This window comes from Psychrobacter sp. CX97 (assembly GCF_057396285.1).
Genome location: NZ_JBXYJE010000002.1, coordinates 44,392 through 60,848, shown reverse-complemented (window position 1 = coordinate 60,848; position 16,457 = coordinate 44,392). Strand labels below are relative to the sequence as shown.

11 protein-coding genes are annotated in these 16,457 nt (G+C 37.8%); 4 read left to right on the top strand and 7 right to left on the bottom strand.

The annotated features are described in order from the left end of the window. Positions 1-292 precede the first annotated feature (292 nt). The gene (locus AC2SLL_RS01705; protein ID WP_486529951.1) at positions 293-3,286 is read left to right on the top strand and encodes a heavy metal translocating P-type ATPase; all 2,994 of its coding nucleotides are present in this window, start codon (positions 293-295) and stop codon (positions 3,284-3,286) included. A 103-nt stretch (positions 3,287-3,389) separates the two neighbouring features. On the opposite strand, the gene AC2SLL_RS01700 is transcribed toward AC2SLL_RS01705, so the two are convergent. Beyond that, positions 3,390-4,109: a Bax inhibitor-1/YccA family protein gene (locus AC2SLL_RS01700; protein WP_486529950.1), complete on the bottom strand. Its 720-nt coding sequence runs from the start codon at positions 4,107-4,109 to the stop codon at positions 3,390-3,392. A 515-nt stretch (positions 4,110-4,624) separates the two neighbouring features. Here AC2SLL_RS01700 and AC2SLL_RS01695 point away from each other — a divergent pair. Together AC2SLL_RS01695 and AC2SLL_RS01690 are read left to right on the top strand one after the other, a co-directional pair. Continuing rightward, complete coding sequence (locus tag AC2SLL_RS01695; protein ID WP_486529949.1) at positions 4,625-5,611, top strand: NAD(+) kinase; 987 nt, start codon at positions 4,625-4,627, stop codon at positions 5,609-5,611. An 86-nt stretch (positions 5,612-5,697) separates the two neighbouring features. Then, a complete protein-coding gene (locus tag AC2SLL_RS01690; protein WP_486529948.1) occupies positions 5,698-6,006 on the top strand; it encodes a YeaC family protein in 309 nt (102 codons plus the stop codon). A 241-nt stretch (positions 6,007-6,247) separates the two neighbouring features. Here AC2SLL_RS01690 and AC2SLL_RS01685 read toward each other — a convergent pair whose 3' ends face one another. The 5 genes from AC2SLL_RS01685 to AC2SLL_RS01665 all read right to left on the bottom strand — a co-directional run bounded on the left by AC2SLL_RS01685 (position 6,248) and on the right by AC2SLL_RS01665 (position 14,030). Beyond that, positions 6,248-6,622 (bottom strand): HopJ type III effector protein, encoded by a 375-nt coding sequence (locus AC2SLL_RS01685; RefSeq protein ID WP_486529947.1) that lies wholly within the window; start codon positions 6,620-6,622, stop codon positions 6,248-6,250. A 110-nt stretch (positions 6,623-6,732) separates the two neighbouring features. Continuing rightward, positions 6,733-6,978 carry a carbon storage regulator CsrA gene (gene csrA / locus AC2SLL_RS01680; RefSeq protein ID WP_486529946.1) on the bottom strand — a complete coding sequence of 82 codons (246 nt, stop codon included), beginning with the start codon at positions 6,976-6,978 and terminating at the stop codon, positions 6,733-6,735. A 454-nt stretch (positions 6,979-7,432) separates the two neighbouring features. Next, positions 7,433-8,716, bottom strand: coding sequence for an aspartate kinase (locus AC2SLL_RS01675; RefSeq protein WP_486529945.1), 1,284 nt, complete (start codon positions 8,714-8,716; stop codon positions 7,433-7,435). A 398-nt stretch (positions 8,717-9,114) separates the two neighbouring features. Beyond that, positions 9,115-11,829 carry an alanine--tRNA ligase gene (gene alaS, locus AC2SLL_RS01670; RefSeq protein ID WP_486529944.1) on the bottom strand — a complete coding sequence of 905 codons (2,715 nt, stop codon included), beginning with the start codon at positions 11,827-11,829 and terminating at the stop codon, positions 9,115-9,117. Between the two features lie 428 nt (positions 11,830-12,257). Next, on the bottom strand, positions 12,258-14,030 hold the full coding sequence (locus AC2SLL_RS01665; protein ID WP_486529943.1) for a DUF389 domain-containing protein: 1,773 nt from the start codon (positions 14,028-14,030) through the stop codon (positions 12,258-12,260). Between the two features lie 310 nt (positions 14,031-14,340). Between AC2SLL_RS01665 and AC2SLL_RS01660 the strand changes: the two genes are divergently transcribed. Beyond that, positions 14,341-14,532: a hypothetical protein gene (locus AC2SLL_RS01660; RefSeq protein WP_486529942.1), complete on the top strand. Its 192-nt coding sequence runs from the start codon at positions 14,341-14,343 to the stop codon at positions 14,530-14,532. Between the two features lie 312 nt (positions 14,533-14,844). Here the strand turns inward: AC2SLL_RS01660 and AC2SLL_RS01655 are convergent, their stop codons facing one another. Then, on the bottom strand, positions 14,845-16,167 hold the full coding sequence (locus AC2SLL_RS01655) for an MFS transporter (RefSeq protein WP_486529941.1): 1,323 nt from the start codon (positions 16,165-16,167) through the stop codon (positions 14,845-14,847). Positions 16,168-16,457 lie beyond the last annotated feature (290 nt).

Genomic DNA, 16,457 nt, shown 5'->3' with positions numbered 1-16,457 from the left:
AATCAACATTATTTCATCTTTTTCATTGATATTACACATAACTCAAACTACTTAAGGGTACATTTATGATAGTTACAAACGCAGGGTGCCAAATGAAAAAAGTATAAATCAAAATGATGTTTATGTTTTCAGCACTTTAAACTGTCATACGACTGGCGTTAACCATTCAATGATGGATTAATTAAGATAAGGTAACTTGTGGCAAATTCTCATTTATAAAACTTACCCCACGGTTTTACCTGATACAATAGCACATACATTTTGTTCAATATTTAGTGCTGTATACAATAATATGACTCATCAGAATAACGTGCCTTCGCTTAAGCATAATGCTCCTTCTTCCGCGATTATGAATAACCAAGTCGCTTACGATATTAACGACTTAGTGTTGCCAGATGAAGGCTGCTGCTTCCATTGTGGTGATCCCGTCCCAACCCCCCCTTTTACTGCATTTATACTTGGCGAGTCTAGATTAATGTGCTGCATGGGCTGTCAGTTAGCGGCAGAGAGTATCGTAGAGGCAGGGTTAGAGCAATATTATTTAGACCGTTCAGAGATTAATAGAACAGCCAGTATGCCAACTGAGCTCGAACGTTTGCAAGCTTACGATCATGATGACATCAAGTCCCAGTTTATCTATTCACAGGAGGGGGCATCTGTCGCAGAATTGTCCGTTAATAATTTGCGCTGTGCTGCATGTACTTGGTTGATTGAATCAAGACTCTATGAGCTTGATGGGATTAAGCAGTGTCAGGTTAATTTAACTAACCAACGTATGCGAGTTATATGGGACGAAAAAAAGTTGCCCATTAGTGAGATTTTAATGACGATTAATAAGATTGGTTATGATGCCAAACCTTATCGTCAAGATACACATGAAGCGATGCTGGCAAGTTACAACAAAACCATGATGATTCGGTTAGGTATAGCGGCTTTAGGGGCGATGCAGGCGATGATGTTTGCCGTTGGAATATATTTTGGTAATTACAGCGGCATGTTAGTTGAGCAGCGGGATTTTTTACGTTGGGTATCATTATTTGTCAGCATACCTGTTTTCTTTTATTCAGCCGTTCCCTTTTTTACCTCTGCATGGTCTGCCTTAAAAATTCGCCAAGTTAATATGGATGTACCGGTTAGTATCGCTTTAACCGTAACTTTTTTTGCAAGTTTATACGCAACTATGACCGGTGGAGGCGACACCTACTTTGATTCAGTTAGCATGTTCGTGTTCTTTTTGCTTGCAGGAAAATATATAGAGCACAATGCCCGCTTAAAAGCCGCTAACATGGCGAATGACTTAGTTGTGGTTGAACCAACAATTGTACAAAAGATAACCTCTGAACCAGAGTTGGCTCTCTCGTTAGTCGATGCATTATCCATTAATACTTTAAACAAAAGTGATGAAGCAAGCGCCGCTGAGCCCAATACCAGTAGCTTCAATGTAGATAGGCAAAATAATAAAGATAATGGTAGTCTTGACCTCTACCTTGATACCAATAATGTTTCTATAAAAGACACTGCTCTTAATAAGTCTTCAATAACAGAGGCGTTTTCAAGTCATGCAATCAGCCTTAGCAAGCTTAGCCAACTGAAAAAGTTGGGCGAGTTGATTCAACATGCTCAAAATTCAGCGCCTAGTGAACGCAACTATATAACGGTAAATGAAATAACGGCAAATGAAATAACAGCTAAACCAGCGACTCAAATGGTCACATCTCACTCTTTAAACATTGGCGACGTTATTATGATTGAGGCGGGGTCTGAAGTCGTTGCAGATGGAGTGCTGTGTAGTGAGACAGCGACAGTATCACAAAGTTTGCTAACAGGTGAGAGTAATCTTATCGTAAAAAAACAGGGTGATAACATTATCGGTGGCTCACAAAATGACAGTCAGCCCTTTATTATGCTAGTAACTGCCTTACCTGAAAATAGCCAAATTGCATTAATTGACCGGTTAATGAACCGAGCAATGAGTGAAAAACCTAAAATAGCTGAGCAAGCGGACAAATGGGCAAGGTGGTTTATTGCCCGAATTTTATTGCTATCAATTATCGTATTCGTAGCGTGGTACTTTGTTGATCCCTCGCAAGCAATTTGGGCAACAGTTGCTGTATTAGTCGCCACTTGTCCATGCGCTTTATCACTGGCAACACCTATTGCATTAACGGTATCGACAAATCGGTTAGCCAGTTATGGGTTTTTGACCACTCGAGGGCATACTATCCAAACTTTGGGCGAGATAAGCCATGTTGCTTTTGATAAAACAGGGACGTTAACTTACGGTAAGCCAAACTTGCTGTTTATCGATAATTTAGCGACTCAACAAGGTTCGCTTAACCATACCAATTTTAATCATACCAACTTTAATCATACCAAGGATGATTTATTGGCTATCGCTGCCTCATTAGAAGTAGGTAGTAGACACCCCATTGCTAGTGCGCTATTAGATGCTGCGTATCAATTGCATCTCCCTTCTGTCACTAAGCTTACACATTATCCTGCGGGTGGTATTGAGGCACAAGTAGAGGGCATTGGTAAAAATAACAAATACCGTTTGGGACATGTTGACTTTGCCCTACAAAATGATGGTGTCAGTTCGGCTGTAGATAACCATTGTGACATTGATATCAACCTTAAAGCACATAATGCCAGCTCCGCAGTTCTGCTTTCTAGATGGGATTGTCAAAATATAGAGGCAATAAAGGAGAAACAAAAAAGAGAAGGCATCTGGCAGCCGCTTGCCTTGTACTACTTCAGTGACAGTGTAAGAGAGGGCATGGCAGAGATGATAGCGGCGCTTCAAGCTAAAAATATTGAAACCCTTATTTTAACAGGAGACCCCAGTGATCATGCTAATAAAATTGCTGCTGAGCTGGGTGTGAATCAAATGTACAAAGGATTGTCTCCATCAGATAAAGTAAACCATATTAAAAAGCTACAACAAGCTGGTCATGTGGTTATGATGGTAGGAGACGGTATAAACGATGCGCCTGTTTTGGCCGCTGCTAATATTTCTACTGCTATTGCTGGTGCGGCTGATTTAGCCCAAGTATCGAGTGACAGTGTCATCTTAAATGGTGCAGTGACTTCTGTATATGATGCCAAACGAGTTGCCGATAAGGCTCAAGTTATTATTCAGCAAAACATACGCTGGGCTATTGGCTACAACGTAGTTGTTCTATTCCCCGCTGCTTTTGGCTATGTTCCCCCTTGGCTTGCAGCTATTGGAATGTCTATAAGTTCATTGTTTGTCGTGTTAAACGCTCTGCGCCTAAAAAAAGAATAGCATGAATTAAATATCAAAAAGGCCGCCGTGATCGGCAGCCTTTAAAATGAACATCTTGTTAAATTAAGCCTGTTTACAACTTATACATAATTGAAAAAATAATTTAGTCATTAAAGTGGCTAAGCAAACGCATAAACTCAAAGTACATCCATACTAGTGTTGCTAACACACCAATACCAAATACCCATTCATAATCCTCAGAGACACCCATTGCAACACCACGTTCGATGTTATCAAAGTCTAATAATAAACTAAATGAAGCAATAACGACTACAAATAGGCTAAATCCAATCGAAATCATACCACCGTTGAATAAGAAGGGTAGGCTAGAGCCAAAAAGAACAAAGCCCCATTGAACGATGTAAAGTAACATAATTGCAAATATAGCTGACATCATGATTGAACGGAACTTTTCGGTCACTTTAATCATGCCGGAACGATATAGACCTAACATAACAGCCGCAGTAACAAAGGTTGCGGCAAGTGCATTTGTCGGAATACTTGGGTCAATACCCATAAACATAATAGATACGCCGCCCAGAAATAAACCTTCCAGAATTGCATAGGGCGCGGCAAATGTTTTAGCCTTTTGAGGTTTGAACGTTATAAAAATAGCTAAGCCAAAGGCAATAAACATACTGCCAAACGTTACCATTTGAGCCATGCTAGCGCTAATAGAGCCACTAATGATATAGAAGAAAAAACCGAGAGCTGCTATGGCACTAAGTGACAATAAAAAAGTAGTTTTACGGATGACGCCTTTTACCGTCATCGCTTCGCCGCCAACGGCCAGATCGGTGCGACTGACAATGGGATTTGCCATAATACTCTCCTTAATAATTTGAAAAATGACTATGTTGAATAATAACCATAAAAGATTGATGTTAATCTAATAGTTCTTAAATAAATGCAATAACATGGATATATTTATTATGATAACTAAACTAAATAAAAATAGTAGATTTTTGTGAATATATAAAAACCTTAATCTACTAAAAGATAAACGATTTTTGAAATATAATAACTCTTAGATCAACAATGCATCGTAAATTATAAAAGAATGTCATAGAGCCATTTAATGCGAAAGCTTTAATAATATGGTACGCTTGCGGCCTAATAAAAATTCAATGGTCGTCATTGTGTTCATTACAAAATCATAATTTTAGAATGATTAAGTCCACCATTATATTAAGACTTAATTTACGGATGTTTTAGATTTTTTTTATATAAAATGTCTACTTTAACTGCCCTATATTAAAAGTTCTATGTAACACGCTTATTTTAGCATCCTTAGCCAAAAAGTATTATAACTTGATTAACTTATTAAGCTGAATTCTTATGGAAAATTCCGCCCAGTCTGATAAATTACCAAACCTAACTGAATCGCCTCACTTTCATTCTATTAAAAACCCTGCTTTTAGACGAATTGGCATCATGGGTAGAGCTAAAAAACGCAGTGTAGTCACTACTATAAAAGAGGTTGCCCATAAAATTAATATTATGGGACTAAGTTTATATATAGATTCTGATACCGCAAGTTTGCCTGATTTAGATCTTGATCAGCTAAGTGAGTATCAAATTGTAAAACGAAGTTTAATTGGCGAATTTTGTGACCTTGTTATTGTTGTCGGTGGTGATGGATCGATTCTTCACGCTGCTCAATCACTTGCTCGCTATAGAGTCCCAGTACTCGGTGTAAACCGTGGCCGTCTTGGATTTTTGACCGATGTGAATCCGCATGAAGTGAGTTTAAAATTGCGTCAAGTGTTATTGGGAGACTATCAGCTTGATCAACGCTTTTTATTAATGATGGAAGTTCACGAAAATAATAAAGTCATTCATCAGGATATGGCGCTAAATGATGTTGTGCTTCATGCTGGTAAATCAGTACACATGATTGATTTTCAAATGAAAATTGATGGTCTAGATGTTTATCGACAGCACAGTGATGGATTGATAGTAGCAACGCCTACTGGGTCAACTGCGTATGCATTATCAGGTGGAGGACCAATTATACATCCAAGTATGGATGCAATTTGTCTAGTCCCAATGCATCCACATACTTTATCAAGTCGTCCTATTGTGGTTAGTGGTCAAAGTGAAATTATTATTAGAATTCACAAAGATAACCGTACTCAACCCATGGTCAGTGCGGATGGCAAACCAAGCATTTCATTAGATCAGCATCATAGATTATATATCCGCAAGCATCCTGATAAGCTGACACTACTCCATCCTCCCGGCTTTGATTTTTATGAAGCATGTCGTACCAAACTTAATTGGAACGTGCATGCTGAAGAGTTTGCATTAGATGACTTGGATTAGATATGACAAGCATTGTTTTAAGACTAAATAATGAGTAGTGGGCAGCCAGCCCCTGTAAGCTAATTGAATTTAAAAGGTTTTATAAGATGAATAAAGAAAATATCTTAGCCGCTATGACACCAGAGATAGTGGCATCTTTTCGTACAGCCATTGAGATAGGAAAATGGCCTGATGGTACAAAATTGACCGCTGAACAGCGTGAAACGTGTCTGCAAGCAGTGATGGTTTGGGAGCATGAAAACCTACCTGCGGAAGAACGTATAGGTTTCATACATAAGCCGGTAAAAGAAGATGGAACGGTAGTCGGGGAGGAGTGCGATGTTGAGCATAATCATCATTACCCCAATCTTCCCAATCCAACAGGCCGCATTCAGCCGGTAAAGTTTAAAAAATAGCTTTTTAAAATACCCTGTTAAAAAAGGCATTTAGACAAATATAGTATTCATCCAAATATCGCATTATTTGTTACCTGATCACTGTTTCTGATACATTTTGTATTTCATACGACTTTGGCTATACTAAATATCAGCTACTTTTGGATCATTGCACAAAACGAGAGGCGATAAAAAAAGGCTAACACATTAGTCTCTTTTATTGCCAAGATAAACTATAAGTAAAGTGTTTATAATTAGGTTATTAAATATTTGCTACATTAACTTCAGGGCGCGGTGTTAATGGATTTTTCTCCATAAGAAATGCCTGCCAACCCCAATGCATAAAGTTACGGATATTAGCATGATCATTACCATTTGGTGAGGCTAAAACAGAGTCATAATGTTCACCAAATAGTTTTAGCGTATCTAACTGACTTAGACCATGAATTTTGGCAAAACCAAATATCTTTGCACTACCTTCATTTTGTCCTGGATAATTGTGAACCTCCCCATTAACAAATTTAACGGGGGTATAACGATAAAAATCATCGATGAAATTTATAACATCATTAAAACCGATTGCTTTCTTATTCAACCCATTTAAAAGCGCGGATACGTCAGAATAACGGATACTCATAACAGTCTCATTATCATTAATTAATAGTTGTCAATTAAAGTGATTTGAAATAGTGTGTCGATCAGAATAAGACACTATAAGAACGTTAACAAAAGACTAAAGTTGTAATATTAACGATTAAAGAAATCATCATCGTCAAACGAAGCAGGGAAACTGTCTTGCTCTAAATGCTGCATCTGAGATTGCATTGCACGTTCATGTTGAATGCGCTGATAAATTTCTTCACGATGCACCGCTATGTCTTTTGGGGCATTAACACCAATTCGAACTTGATTTCCCTTAACGCCTAAAACGGTAACACTAACTTCATCACCTATCATTAGAGTCTCGCCAACACGGCGAGTTAAAATTAACATGCGTCACACTCCTTATGTCGCAATAAAAAAGAATGACCAATGTCATAAGTAAATTTAAACATAACGTTGCCCTTAAAGTTTGCCCTGTAAAGAGGTGATCCTATATGCTTAGAGCCATCTCAAATATAGTAGCATGAAAATATGCAAACATATCTGTAAGTCAGCCTAAAGTACGGCATACATCAATATTTTGCCCAGAAATACAGTAAAATATCTCATCATACTGATACTCAAAATAATGATACTTTGGGCCGCAACAGAACATGGCATTATAATCATTTATTAAGCAACTGTCATTAAATATGCATTAATTATGGTTACAGTTAATTTAAACTATGTAACTCAGTCCGTTACTAATGCTTGTCTTTTTAATCTGCTTATAATAAATGATAAAAAGAGCTACTAAAGCTCTTTCATATATCTAAACGTACAACTAAATGTTGTAGCCTGAAGTTTAAATTCCTGCCACTTTGCTTTCGCCCTCTGTTCTATCTAAACCAAAGGCGGTGTGTAAAGACTTAACAGCCTTATCCAGATACTGCTCTTTAATTAATACAGAAATTTTGATTTCGCTTGTAGAAATCATTTGAATATTAATATTATTTTCAGCTAAAACTTGGAACATCTTACTAGCGACTCCTGCATGAGAGCGCATCCCAACACCAACTAAAGATACTTTAACCACGTCACTATCACCATGAATTTCTTTAGCTTCAATATCTTCTTTAACGTCTTCTAGGATATTCAACGCTTTATCGAAATCTGGGCGGTTTACAGTAAATGTAAAGTCCGTTAAACCTTGAGTAGAAAGGTTCTGTAAGATCATATCTATTTCAATATTTGCATTACTAATTGGTGTTAAAATGGAAGAAGCAACGCCAGGGTGGTCAGGCACACCGCGTACTACAATCTTAGCTTCATCTCTATTAAATGCGATGCCTGAAATGACTGGCTGTTCCATGTCGTCTCCTTCGTCTACTGTAATCAGTGTGCCAACATTCTGGCGAAAATTTTCGTCAAAACTACCATCAAGACTCTCATCAAAGCTTGAGAGAACACGTAGAGGTACTTGGTATTTACCAGCAAATTCAACTGCTCGTATTTGCAATACCTTTGAACCTAAACTGGCCATTTCTAACATCTCTTCAAAGGTAATTTTATCAAGCTTACGTGCTTTAGAGGTTACCCTTGGATCTGTGGTATAAACCCCATCCACATCGGTATAAATTTGACATTCATCGGCACCAAGTGCAGCTGCCAAAGCAACCCCTGTGGTATCAGATCCCCCACGCCCAAGGGTGGTAATATTACCTTTATCATCCACACCCTGAAAACCTGCGACAACCACAATATTGCCAGCATCTAATTCGCTTCTAATATGGTTGCTGTCTATATGCTCAATCCGAGCTTTGTTGTGCATACTATCGGTCAGTATAGCGACTTGACCACCAGTAAATGAACGGGCACCTATTCCTAGCTCGTTGATTGCCATAGATAATAATGAGATTGAAACCTGTTCTCCAGTAGAAACCATTTGATCGTATTCACGAGGATTGGGGTGTTTACTGATCTGAAATGCTAAATCGATTAATCGGTTTGTTTCGCCACTCATTGCTGAAACCACCACCACCACTTGATGACCATGGTCATGCCAGCGTTTTACCCGCTTTGCAACATTTTTGATACGGTCAATACTGCCCATAGACGTACCGCCATATTTTTGTACAATCAACGCCATGTTGAACCCTTTTTAAAATTTGGCTATTGCGAATTGCTTATTCCAAAGATTAAAACATAAAAAAATTGGACGATTAAACAAAGTTGCAATGCAATTTATTAATTAAACTTGATTTATGGGCATAGTGCCATAAAACAATCGTATTTTATAACATAACCTTGGCATACCATCAAAGGGAGAGTAGGGGTTTAATGATGGTAAATAGTTATTATATTTATAACTTATTGATATTAATACCTAAATTTAGCATTAGTGATTAAGCTTAAGAACTCATTACTTCTCATTTATTAAATAATCCATTTCTTTAATGACTTTATCATTAAGTGTTAACCATTATGACTTTAGCATAGGTTAAGTATGTCTAGTCCTCATCATTTAAATGAGGACACTTTCTTAACCTAGTGACTACTCATAAGCTGTGACTCTAACCAGCTGGGTAGCTGCTCAAGCAGTTTTGATAATTGCTCGCCATTTGGTGCACCACCTTGAGCGTAATCTGGTTTACCGCCACCTTTACCCCCAAGTTCAGTTGCTATGTGTCTAATAATATCGCCAGCTTTGATAGTAGAAATCAGACTTTTACCTACAGACGCAGCCAACGCGAGTTGTTCGTCTTTTTCGCCAATCAATACGATGATATGATTTTGTAGCTTCGACTTCATATCATCCATCAAACCTCGCATTGATTTACCGTCAATTCCAGATATTTTAGCGATAAGTACGTTATGTCCCGCAATCTGTTGAACATTCTCTACCAAGGCGGCTGCTTGACTACTGGCGAGCTTTTGATTTAAACGTTCGATTTCTTTTTCCAGTTCACGCTGCTTATCTGCCATGGATTGAACTCTGTCCGCTACTTCATGACGTTTTGTCTTGAGTTGGTTAGCTAGCGTGGTTAATTGGCTGTCGGCTTGTTGAACATACTTAAGTGCACCAATACCGGTTAGTGCTTCGATACGGCGAATACCTGCTGCTATTCCAGCTTCAGATGTGATTTTAAATAAGCCAATATCTCCTGTACGTTTAACATGCAGCCCACCACATAGCTCGATAGAGAAAGGCAGGTCTTTTCCATCAATATATTCATGTGTACCCATTGTCAATACACGCACAGTTTTGCCATATTTTTCGCCAAATAAAGCAGCTGCTCCTTTTGCCATTGCGTCATCAATATTCATGTATTCAATTTTTGATTCAACATTCGCTAAAATCTGTTCGTTTACCAAACGTTCAATTGTTGCTAAGTCTTTTGCACTTACTGGCGAATCAAATGAAAAGTCAAACCTTAACACGTCGCTAGTAACAAGTGACCCTTTTTGATGGACATCATTACCTAAAACCTTTCGTAAAGCAGCATGAAGCAAGTGGGTCGCTGAATGGTTGCGGGCACTTGCTGCGCGGAGGGCTGAGATGACCTGTGCTTCAGCAACTTGATTATTGTCCAGACTACCCATATTTACCACACCATGATGAATAATGGCCTGCCCAGATTTTTTGGTATCTTGAACGCTAAATACGCCACTGTTTGTGCGAATTTCGCCCATCTCACCCACTTGGCCACCGCCTTCTGCATAAAAAGGAGTGCGGTCTAAAACAATCACGCCTTCCTCTCCTTCGTTAAGTGAGGTTACGTCATTACCTTCTTTGTAAACACCGATAATCTTGATGTCTTTTTCAAACAATTGATCATAACCAACAAATTCAGTTGGTATGTCAGCTTTAATACAACTTGAATAATCAACATCAAATTTTCCTGCATCACGAGCACGCTGACGCTGAATATCCATCTGCTCATCAAAGCCTGCCACATCTATACTGATACCTCGCTCTCTGGTAATATCGGCAGTTAAGTCAACGGGAAAGCCATAAGTATCATATAATTTAAAAGCAGTTTTACCTGACAAAACATCACCAGACTTTAAGTTTTGTAGCTCGCTATCTAATAAACGCAAACCATGAGCCAATGTTTTGGCAAATTGCCCTTCTTCTTTTTCAATTGCCGCCTCAATATAGGATTGTTTTTCAGTCAGCTGTGGATAGGCATGACCCATCTCCATGACAAGAGGCGACACCATCTTGTAGAAAAAGCCTTCTGTAGCACCCAACTTATTACCATGACGCACTGCACGACGGATGATACGGCGAAGCACGTACCCACGTCCTTCATTACTTGGTAAGACACCATCAGCAATCAAAAAGCTCACGGCACGAATATGATCAGCGATGACTTTTAATGATGCTTGACCCTTGTTTTCGATGTCAAGAATTTGTGCAGCAGCAGTGATTAAATTAGCAAACAAATCGATGTCATAGTTACTATGAACGCCTTGCAAAATTGCACTGATACGTTCAAGCCCCATGCCAGTATCTACACTTGGAGCTGGTAATGGCTGCATTGACCCATCTGGCTGACGATTGAACTGCATGAAAACCAAATTCCATACTTCTATATAGCGGTCGCCATCTTCTTCTGGCGTGCCAGGTAGACCTCCCTCAACGTGTTCCCCATGGTCATAAAATATTTCTGTACAAGGTCCACAAGGTCCAGTGTCGCCCATTGCCCAAAAGTTGTCAGAAGCATAGGGAGCACCTTTATTATCGCCAATACGGATAATACGATTAGCAGCTAAACCAACTTCGTTATGCCAAATGTCAAAGGCTTCGTCATCTGTTGCGTAGATAGTGACATACAACTTATCCTCATCGAGTCCCAACCAGTCTTTTGAGGTCAAAAACTCCCAAGCATATTGAATTGCATTTTGTTTAAAATAGTCCCCAAAAGAGAAGTTACCTAGCATTTCAAAGAAAGTATGATGGCGGGCCGTGTAACCAACATTATCTAAATCATTGTGCTTACCACCTGCACGTACACATTTTTGCGAGGTAACGGCACGAGTGTAGTCACGTTTTTCAGAGCCTAAAAAACAATCCTTGAACTGGTTCATACCCGCATTGGTAAACAAGAGGGTTGGATCGTTAAAAGGTACCAAGCTAGACGAGGGTACCTGTGTATGCTGCTTACTCACAAAAAAATCTATAAACGCTTGGCGAATATCAGCTGAGCTAAAAAACTTATTAGAATTAGGTTGTGTATTATTGGCAGGCTGAGTCACTTGAACTCCTTTAAGGGCTGAAGGCGAAAATATGTTATGTTCAAAATAGGGTTTATTTAAAAAACTGCGCTTTCTAAATGGGGGCTATTGATAATTTTTAATAGCCCGCATAAAGAAATGAAAATTGGGTTGAAAAATTCAGGTATAAAAATTATAACGCTAAAGTTTATCACATTTAACGCTAAACATGAGTTACATAATAAAAGCTTTATTACTAATTTATAGCTGATCTCTGCAAGTTTGATGCATGGCTAGATAGCTTAATAGCCAAGCGGCTTACTGCACTGAGACTACTTGTCTATACCATACTTTTTATTATATGCTTACCTGAAGATGGTGTTGCAATCTAGCTCTCTAAGATATACATAAACCTATATATATGTCAGATTAAAGACCCATATTAAGATGAGGTCTCATAAAACTGCTTTTTACTCTTGCGACAGAATTTTTGCATCTGTATTGCTAATATTATCTTCGGTAGAAGGGCTTGAATTGATCACAACAACAGGTAAATAACGAATCTGTATCAAGACAGGCTTAAAACCCGAATAGGAACGCTTAATAAGATCGTCTACTTTGTTTTCAATAATTTTTGCATCTCCAACTGAGGGTTGGGTTTCTCCGCGAATCACGGCACGCACCGTTTGATGAACCTCATGGTTAACAAACTGTGCGGTTGTTAATATATTGCCAGTTTGTTCAAAGTAGGTATTAATGGTTTTTTTAACCTCATTTTCAAACTTTTGTTGTTTCGTAATCGTATTAAAGTTGTAGGTTAAATACCCACCAATACCCACTAAAAGTATTAGGGGAACGGTATTGCGTCGAAAAAAAGCAACCAGTGTGCTGGTTTTATAATCATCTTTAACCAGCCTTCTAAATCCAGTAAACCAAAGCACCAGCGCATTGGTAAATTGAATAGCAATAATGTTTGTTATGGCTAAAAGTAGCGCACCGAGACCAAGTGATCCTTCGCCATGCGCCATTAATATGCCACTGGCAGCAAGTGGTGGTACTAAAGCAGTGGCTACCGCTACTCCTACAACTGCCACCGATAGGTGCGGCGATATCATAGCGTAAGCACCCGCAGTACCACCGGCTAAAGCAATCATCAGGTCCATTGAAGTAGGCTGTGTTCTCGATAGAATTTCAGTGGTTAAAGGGGTATCTTGATGTAGCAGTCCAACGATAAATCCTATGCTAACCACCATCAAGCCCCCTGCTAAAACTGTGAATAAAGATTTGCGTAAGAATGGGGTTCTATAATCAATTAAAGCCAGTGCTACTCCCGTAATTGGGCCAAGCATCATAGCTACCAACATTGCACCAATAACGACTGCTGAAGAGTTGATAACCAAACCGTAGCTGGCAATAATCGCAGAAAGGGCATTCATAATAAAATACAAGCGGCTCGGCATCGCGTTTGCTTCAATACGAACACGTATACCTTTATAATCAATTTTAACTTGATTCTGCTGAGTTGCTAAAAACTGTTTATAAGACTCTAGCTGTGCTTCTTTAACCGCCTGCTCTTTTTCTTCACCACTCAATCCCTCATCTAATTTAGCTTTCTTTGTTTTATCATTTGAATCAATCGAAGATATATCAGAATTATCAATGCTATATGAGCTACCAGCCGAGTCATTTGTCATTGTTTGATTCTCATGGGGTTTTAAAGATGAGCCATCTCTGATAATTTGATTAGATTGCGCCTCTTGCAAGGGACCAGGGGGATTGTCATCTTTTTTCGATTTGTTTTGTGATAAATCATTCGCATGAGAAGGTGGCTCTATGGCGGGCTGGTATTGATGCTGATTTGATTTTTGAGCACTCATTTGTGTGGCGACATCGACTTCAGTTGTAGGGTCGATTTCAGTCTTTTTATGAATGGCGGGAACAAAAATACAAGTCTTAAAATTAGGAAGGTTATTTAAATAGAATAATTGTTTAGCCAAAAAAGGAGGAGTGTCAGCAAAGATAACAGGAGTATTTGGTTGCTGATCCTCATAATCGCTAGCTTCTACAATAGCAATATCCTCTAATGGCAACTCAATGAGTTTAAGGTTAATAACAATAAAGGGATAGTGGAAGTTTATTCTCTTATTAGGAACCGTTTTATAATTGTAGAGGGATAGATCGGTAATAGCTGGATTTGTAAAAAATTGATAATAAGGAACAGGCAACAAGCTAATTTGAGACATAGTAAACCTAAGACAGATTTAGTGGTTTGTGGAGTCAAACTTATAATATGGTTAGTATAGGAGTGGTTAAAACGTGTGCGGTAAAAACAGGGTTAACTTATGATCATGTTATTTAAAAATAAGGTTTCTAAACTATTAAGCTTGAAAAACACAGACTGTTTTCGCAATTCTTAGCATTATAACAATTTAATGACACGGTTACTTTAACAAAAAGCGACTGCTGAATAGCGAGTATATCTTTAAAACCCTTAAAAAACTTGTGGAATTAGTGTATAAATAGAATATAAACAGTTAACTTAAGGTAAACAGCATGAACTTACAGCTATTTAGTATCATTTTGTCTATTTCATCTACCGTATTGACAGGTGTTTTGATAGTTATCGCACTGGTGGTAGGATTTGATGATATACCTGAGATTATAGGTGCAGTTATCGTTGGAATGATTCTCTCTTTTCCAATTGCATATGTTGTTACTAAAAAAGTAAATAGAATTAAAGAGTAGTTTTCAAAAGGTGGTTCATATTTAGCTGTAAACTAATATCCACTATTCATCTATAAATTATTAACAAGAATAAATCCTTACCAATTTGCCTGATTTTATGATTAATATCGTAAAAACACCTAGATTAGTTTTTACTGTCAGTTTTTTTGCATATTTTTACGTGTATAGTTGATTTTATAAAGTTGAATACATAAAAAAGGTTGAATACGTAAAAAAAATAGTTCAAGCGCTTATTATGCTTTTTAAACTTATAGTATGGTTTTTAACCTATATTGCAATCGAGCTTATGCCAACATCTACCTACCTAATGTATTAATGGGCAAAGCCGTCATCTTTGATTGTCATTGTGTCTTTAAGTTTATTGAGTTTAAAGTAGAGAAAAATACCGAACGATAAATTTAGAATGCCTGTTACTAAAAATAGTTGTGGCAAAGACAGTTTAAGCACATTTAAAATTACAATGGCAAATATGGCAGACGTAACCATAAATATCGCATTAAAAATATTATTAGATCCAATAATTCTAGCACGATGGCTAATAGGCGAATAAGCTTGCATTGATGCATAGAGTGGAACAATGTATATACCGCCACTGAATCCTAAAAAGAATAAGTCTGTAAATACTCGCCAACTACCTGCTAATGCACGAACCTCGCTAAGGTTTAATAATGTATCAGTGGCTACGTTTAAATTTGATAGCGACAAATACAGGTCAAAAGCGAAAACACTTAAACCTAAAATTCCAAATGGTAATAGCTTAAAGCTGACTTCATTTTTAGTCAGCGTCTTACAAAGTAATGAGCCTGTTGCCACCCCGATTGAAAATAAAGTAAGTAGGAATATCACGACCGATTCATTGCCGTGTAAAATGACTTTGCTGAACTCAGGCGTTTGGGTTAAGAAGGTCGCGCCATAAAACCAAAACCAACTGTTACCTAAAATAATATAGAAAAGCAATGGCAATGAATATAGATATTTTACAGTGTCTAGACTGGTGGTAAATATATTCCAGTTAATTTTAAGACTAGGCTGTACAGCAGGCATTATAGGGACCAGCTTTGCGCTAAATAACCCCAAACCTGCGATCAAAATTATGAGGCCACTGACCCAATATAAATAATAATCCATTTGAGTCATTATGCCCGCAAAAATCATACCCAATAAAATTGAGAGCGATGTTCCTGTCTGAAATAAGCCATTAGCCCCAACAAGCTCTTCTTTGTGCATAGCTTGAGGAAGATAAGCGTATTTAATTGGGCCAAAAAAAGTAGACTGTGCGCCTAACAAAAAAAGAGCAATAAATAACAGCCAATATAACTCCATTATCAGCCCAATAGCCGCAATTAACATAATCATGATTTCAAGCACTTTTATATAGAAGGTTAAACGCGACTTTTCGTATTTATCCGCCAGTTGTCCAGCAAGCGCAGAAAATAAAAAGAAAGGTAGAATAAATAGCATTGCTGCAAGATTATTGAGTAAGCTTATGGAGGCACCAAGCTTTGCAGCAGCTGAATAGGTTAGTACCAATAATAATGCTTGTTTAAAAAAGTTATCATTGAACGCACCTAAAAATTGAGTAAAAAACATGGGTGTGAAGCGGCGGTGCTTAAATAGATTAAATTGAGATGCCATAATTTGGCTTCCTATCCTATAAATATATTACAATTGATGGGGGCTATTATAAACTGGTTTTAAAAAGCTAACGAAGAAGATAAATGAACCTTTAAAGACGTTAATAACTAAATTAGCCAGTAGACTAGGGTTATTTCCAAACCATTAATGGCTATCTAACTGATGATTTGTCAGGTTAGTACACTACATTATTGTAATGTCATCTTGTATAAGATGCCGAGTTGTAAAATTTGCTATAAGATTTAAATATTAACAGCCAAATCATTTGAGTCGAGGTATCATAACCTCTA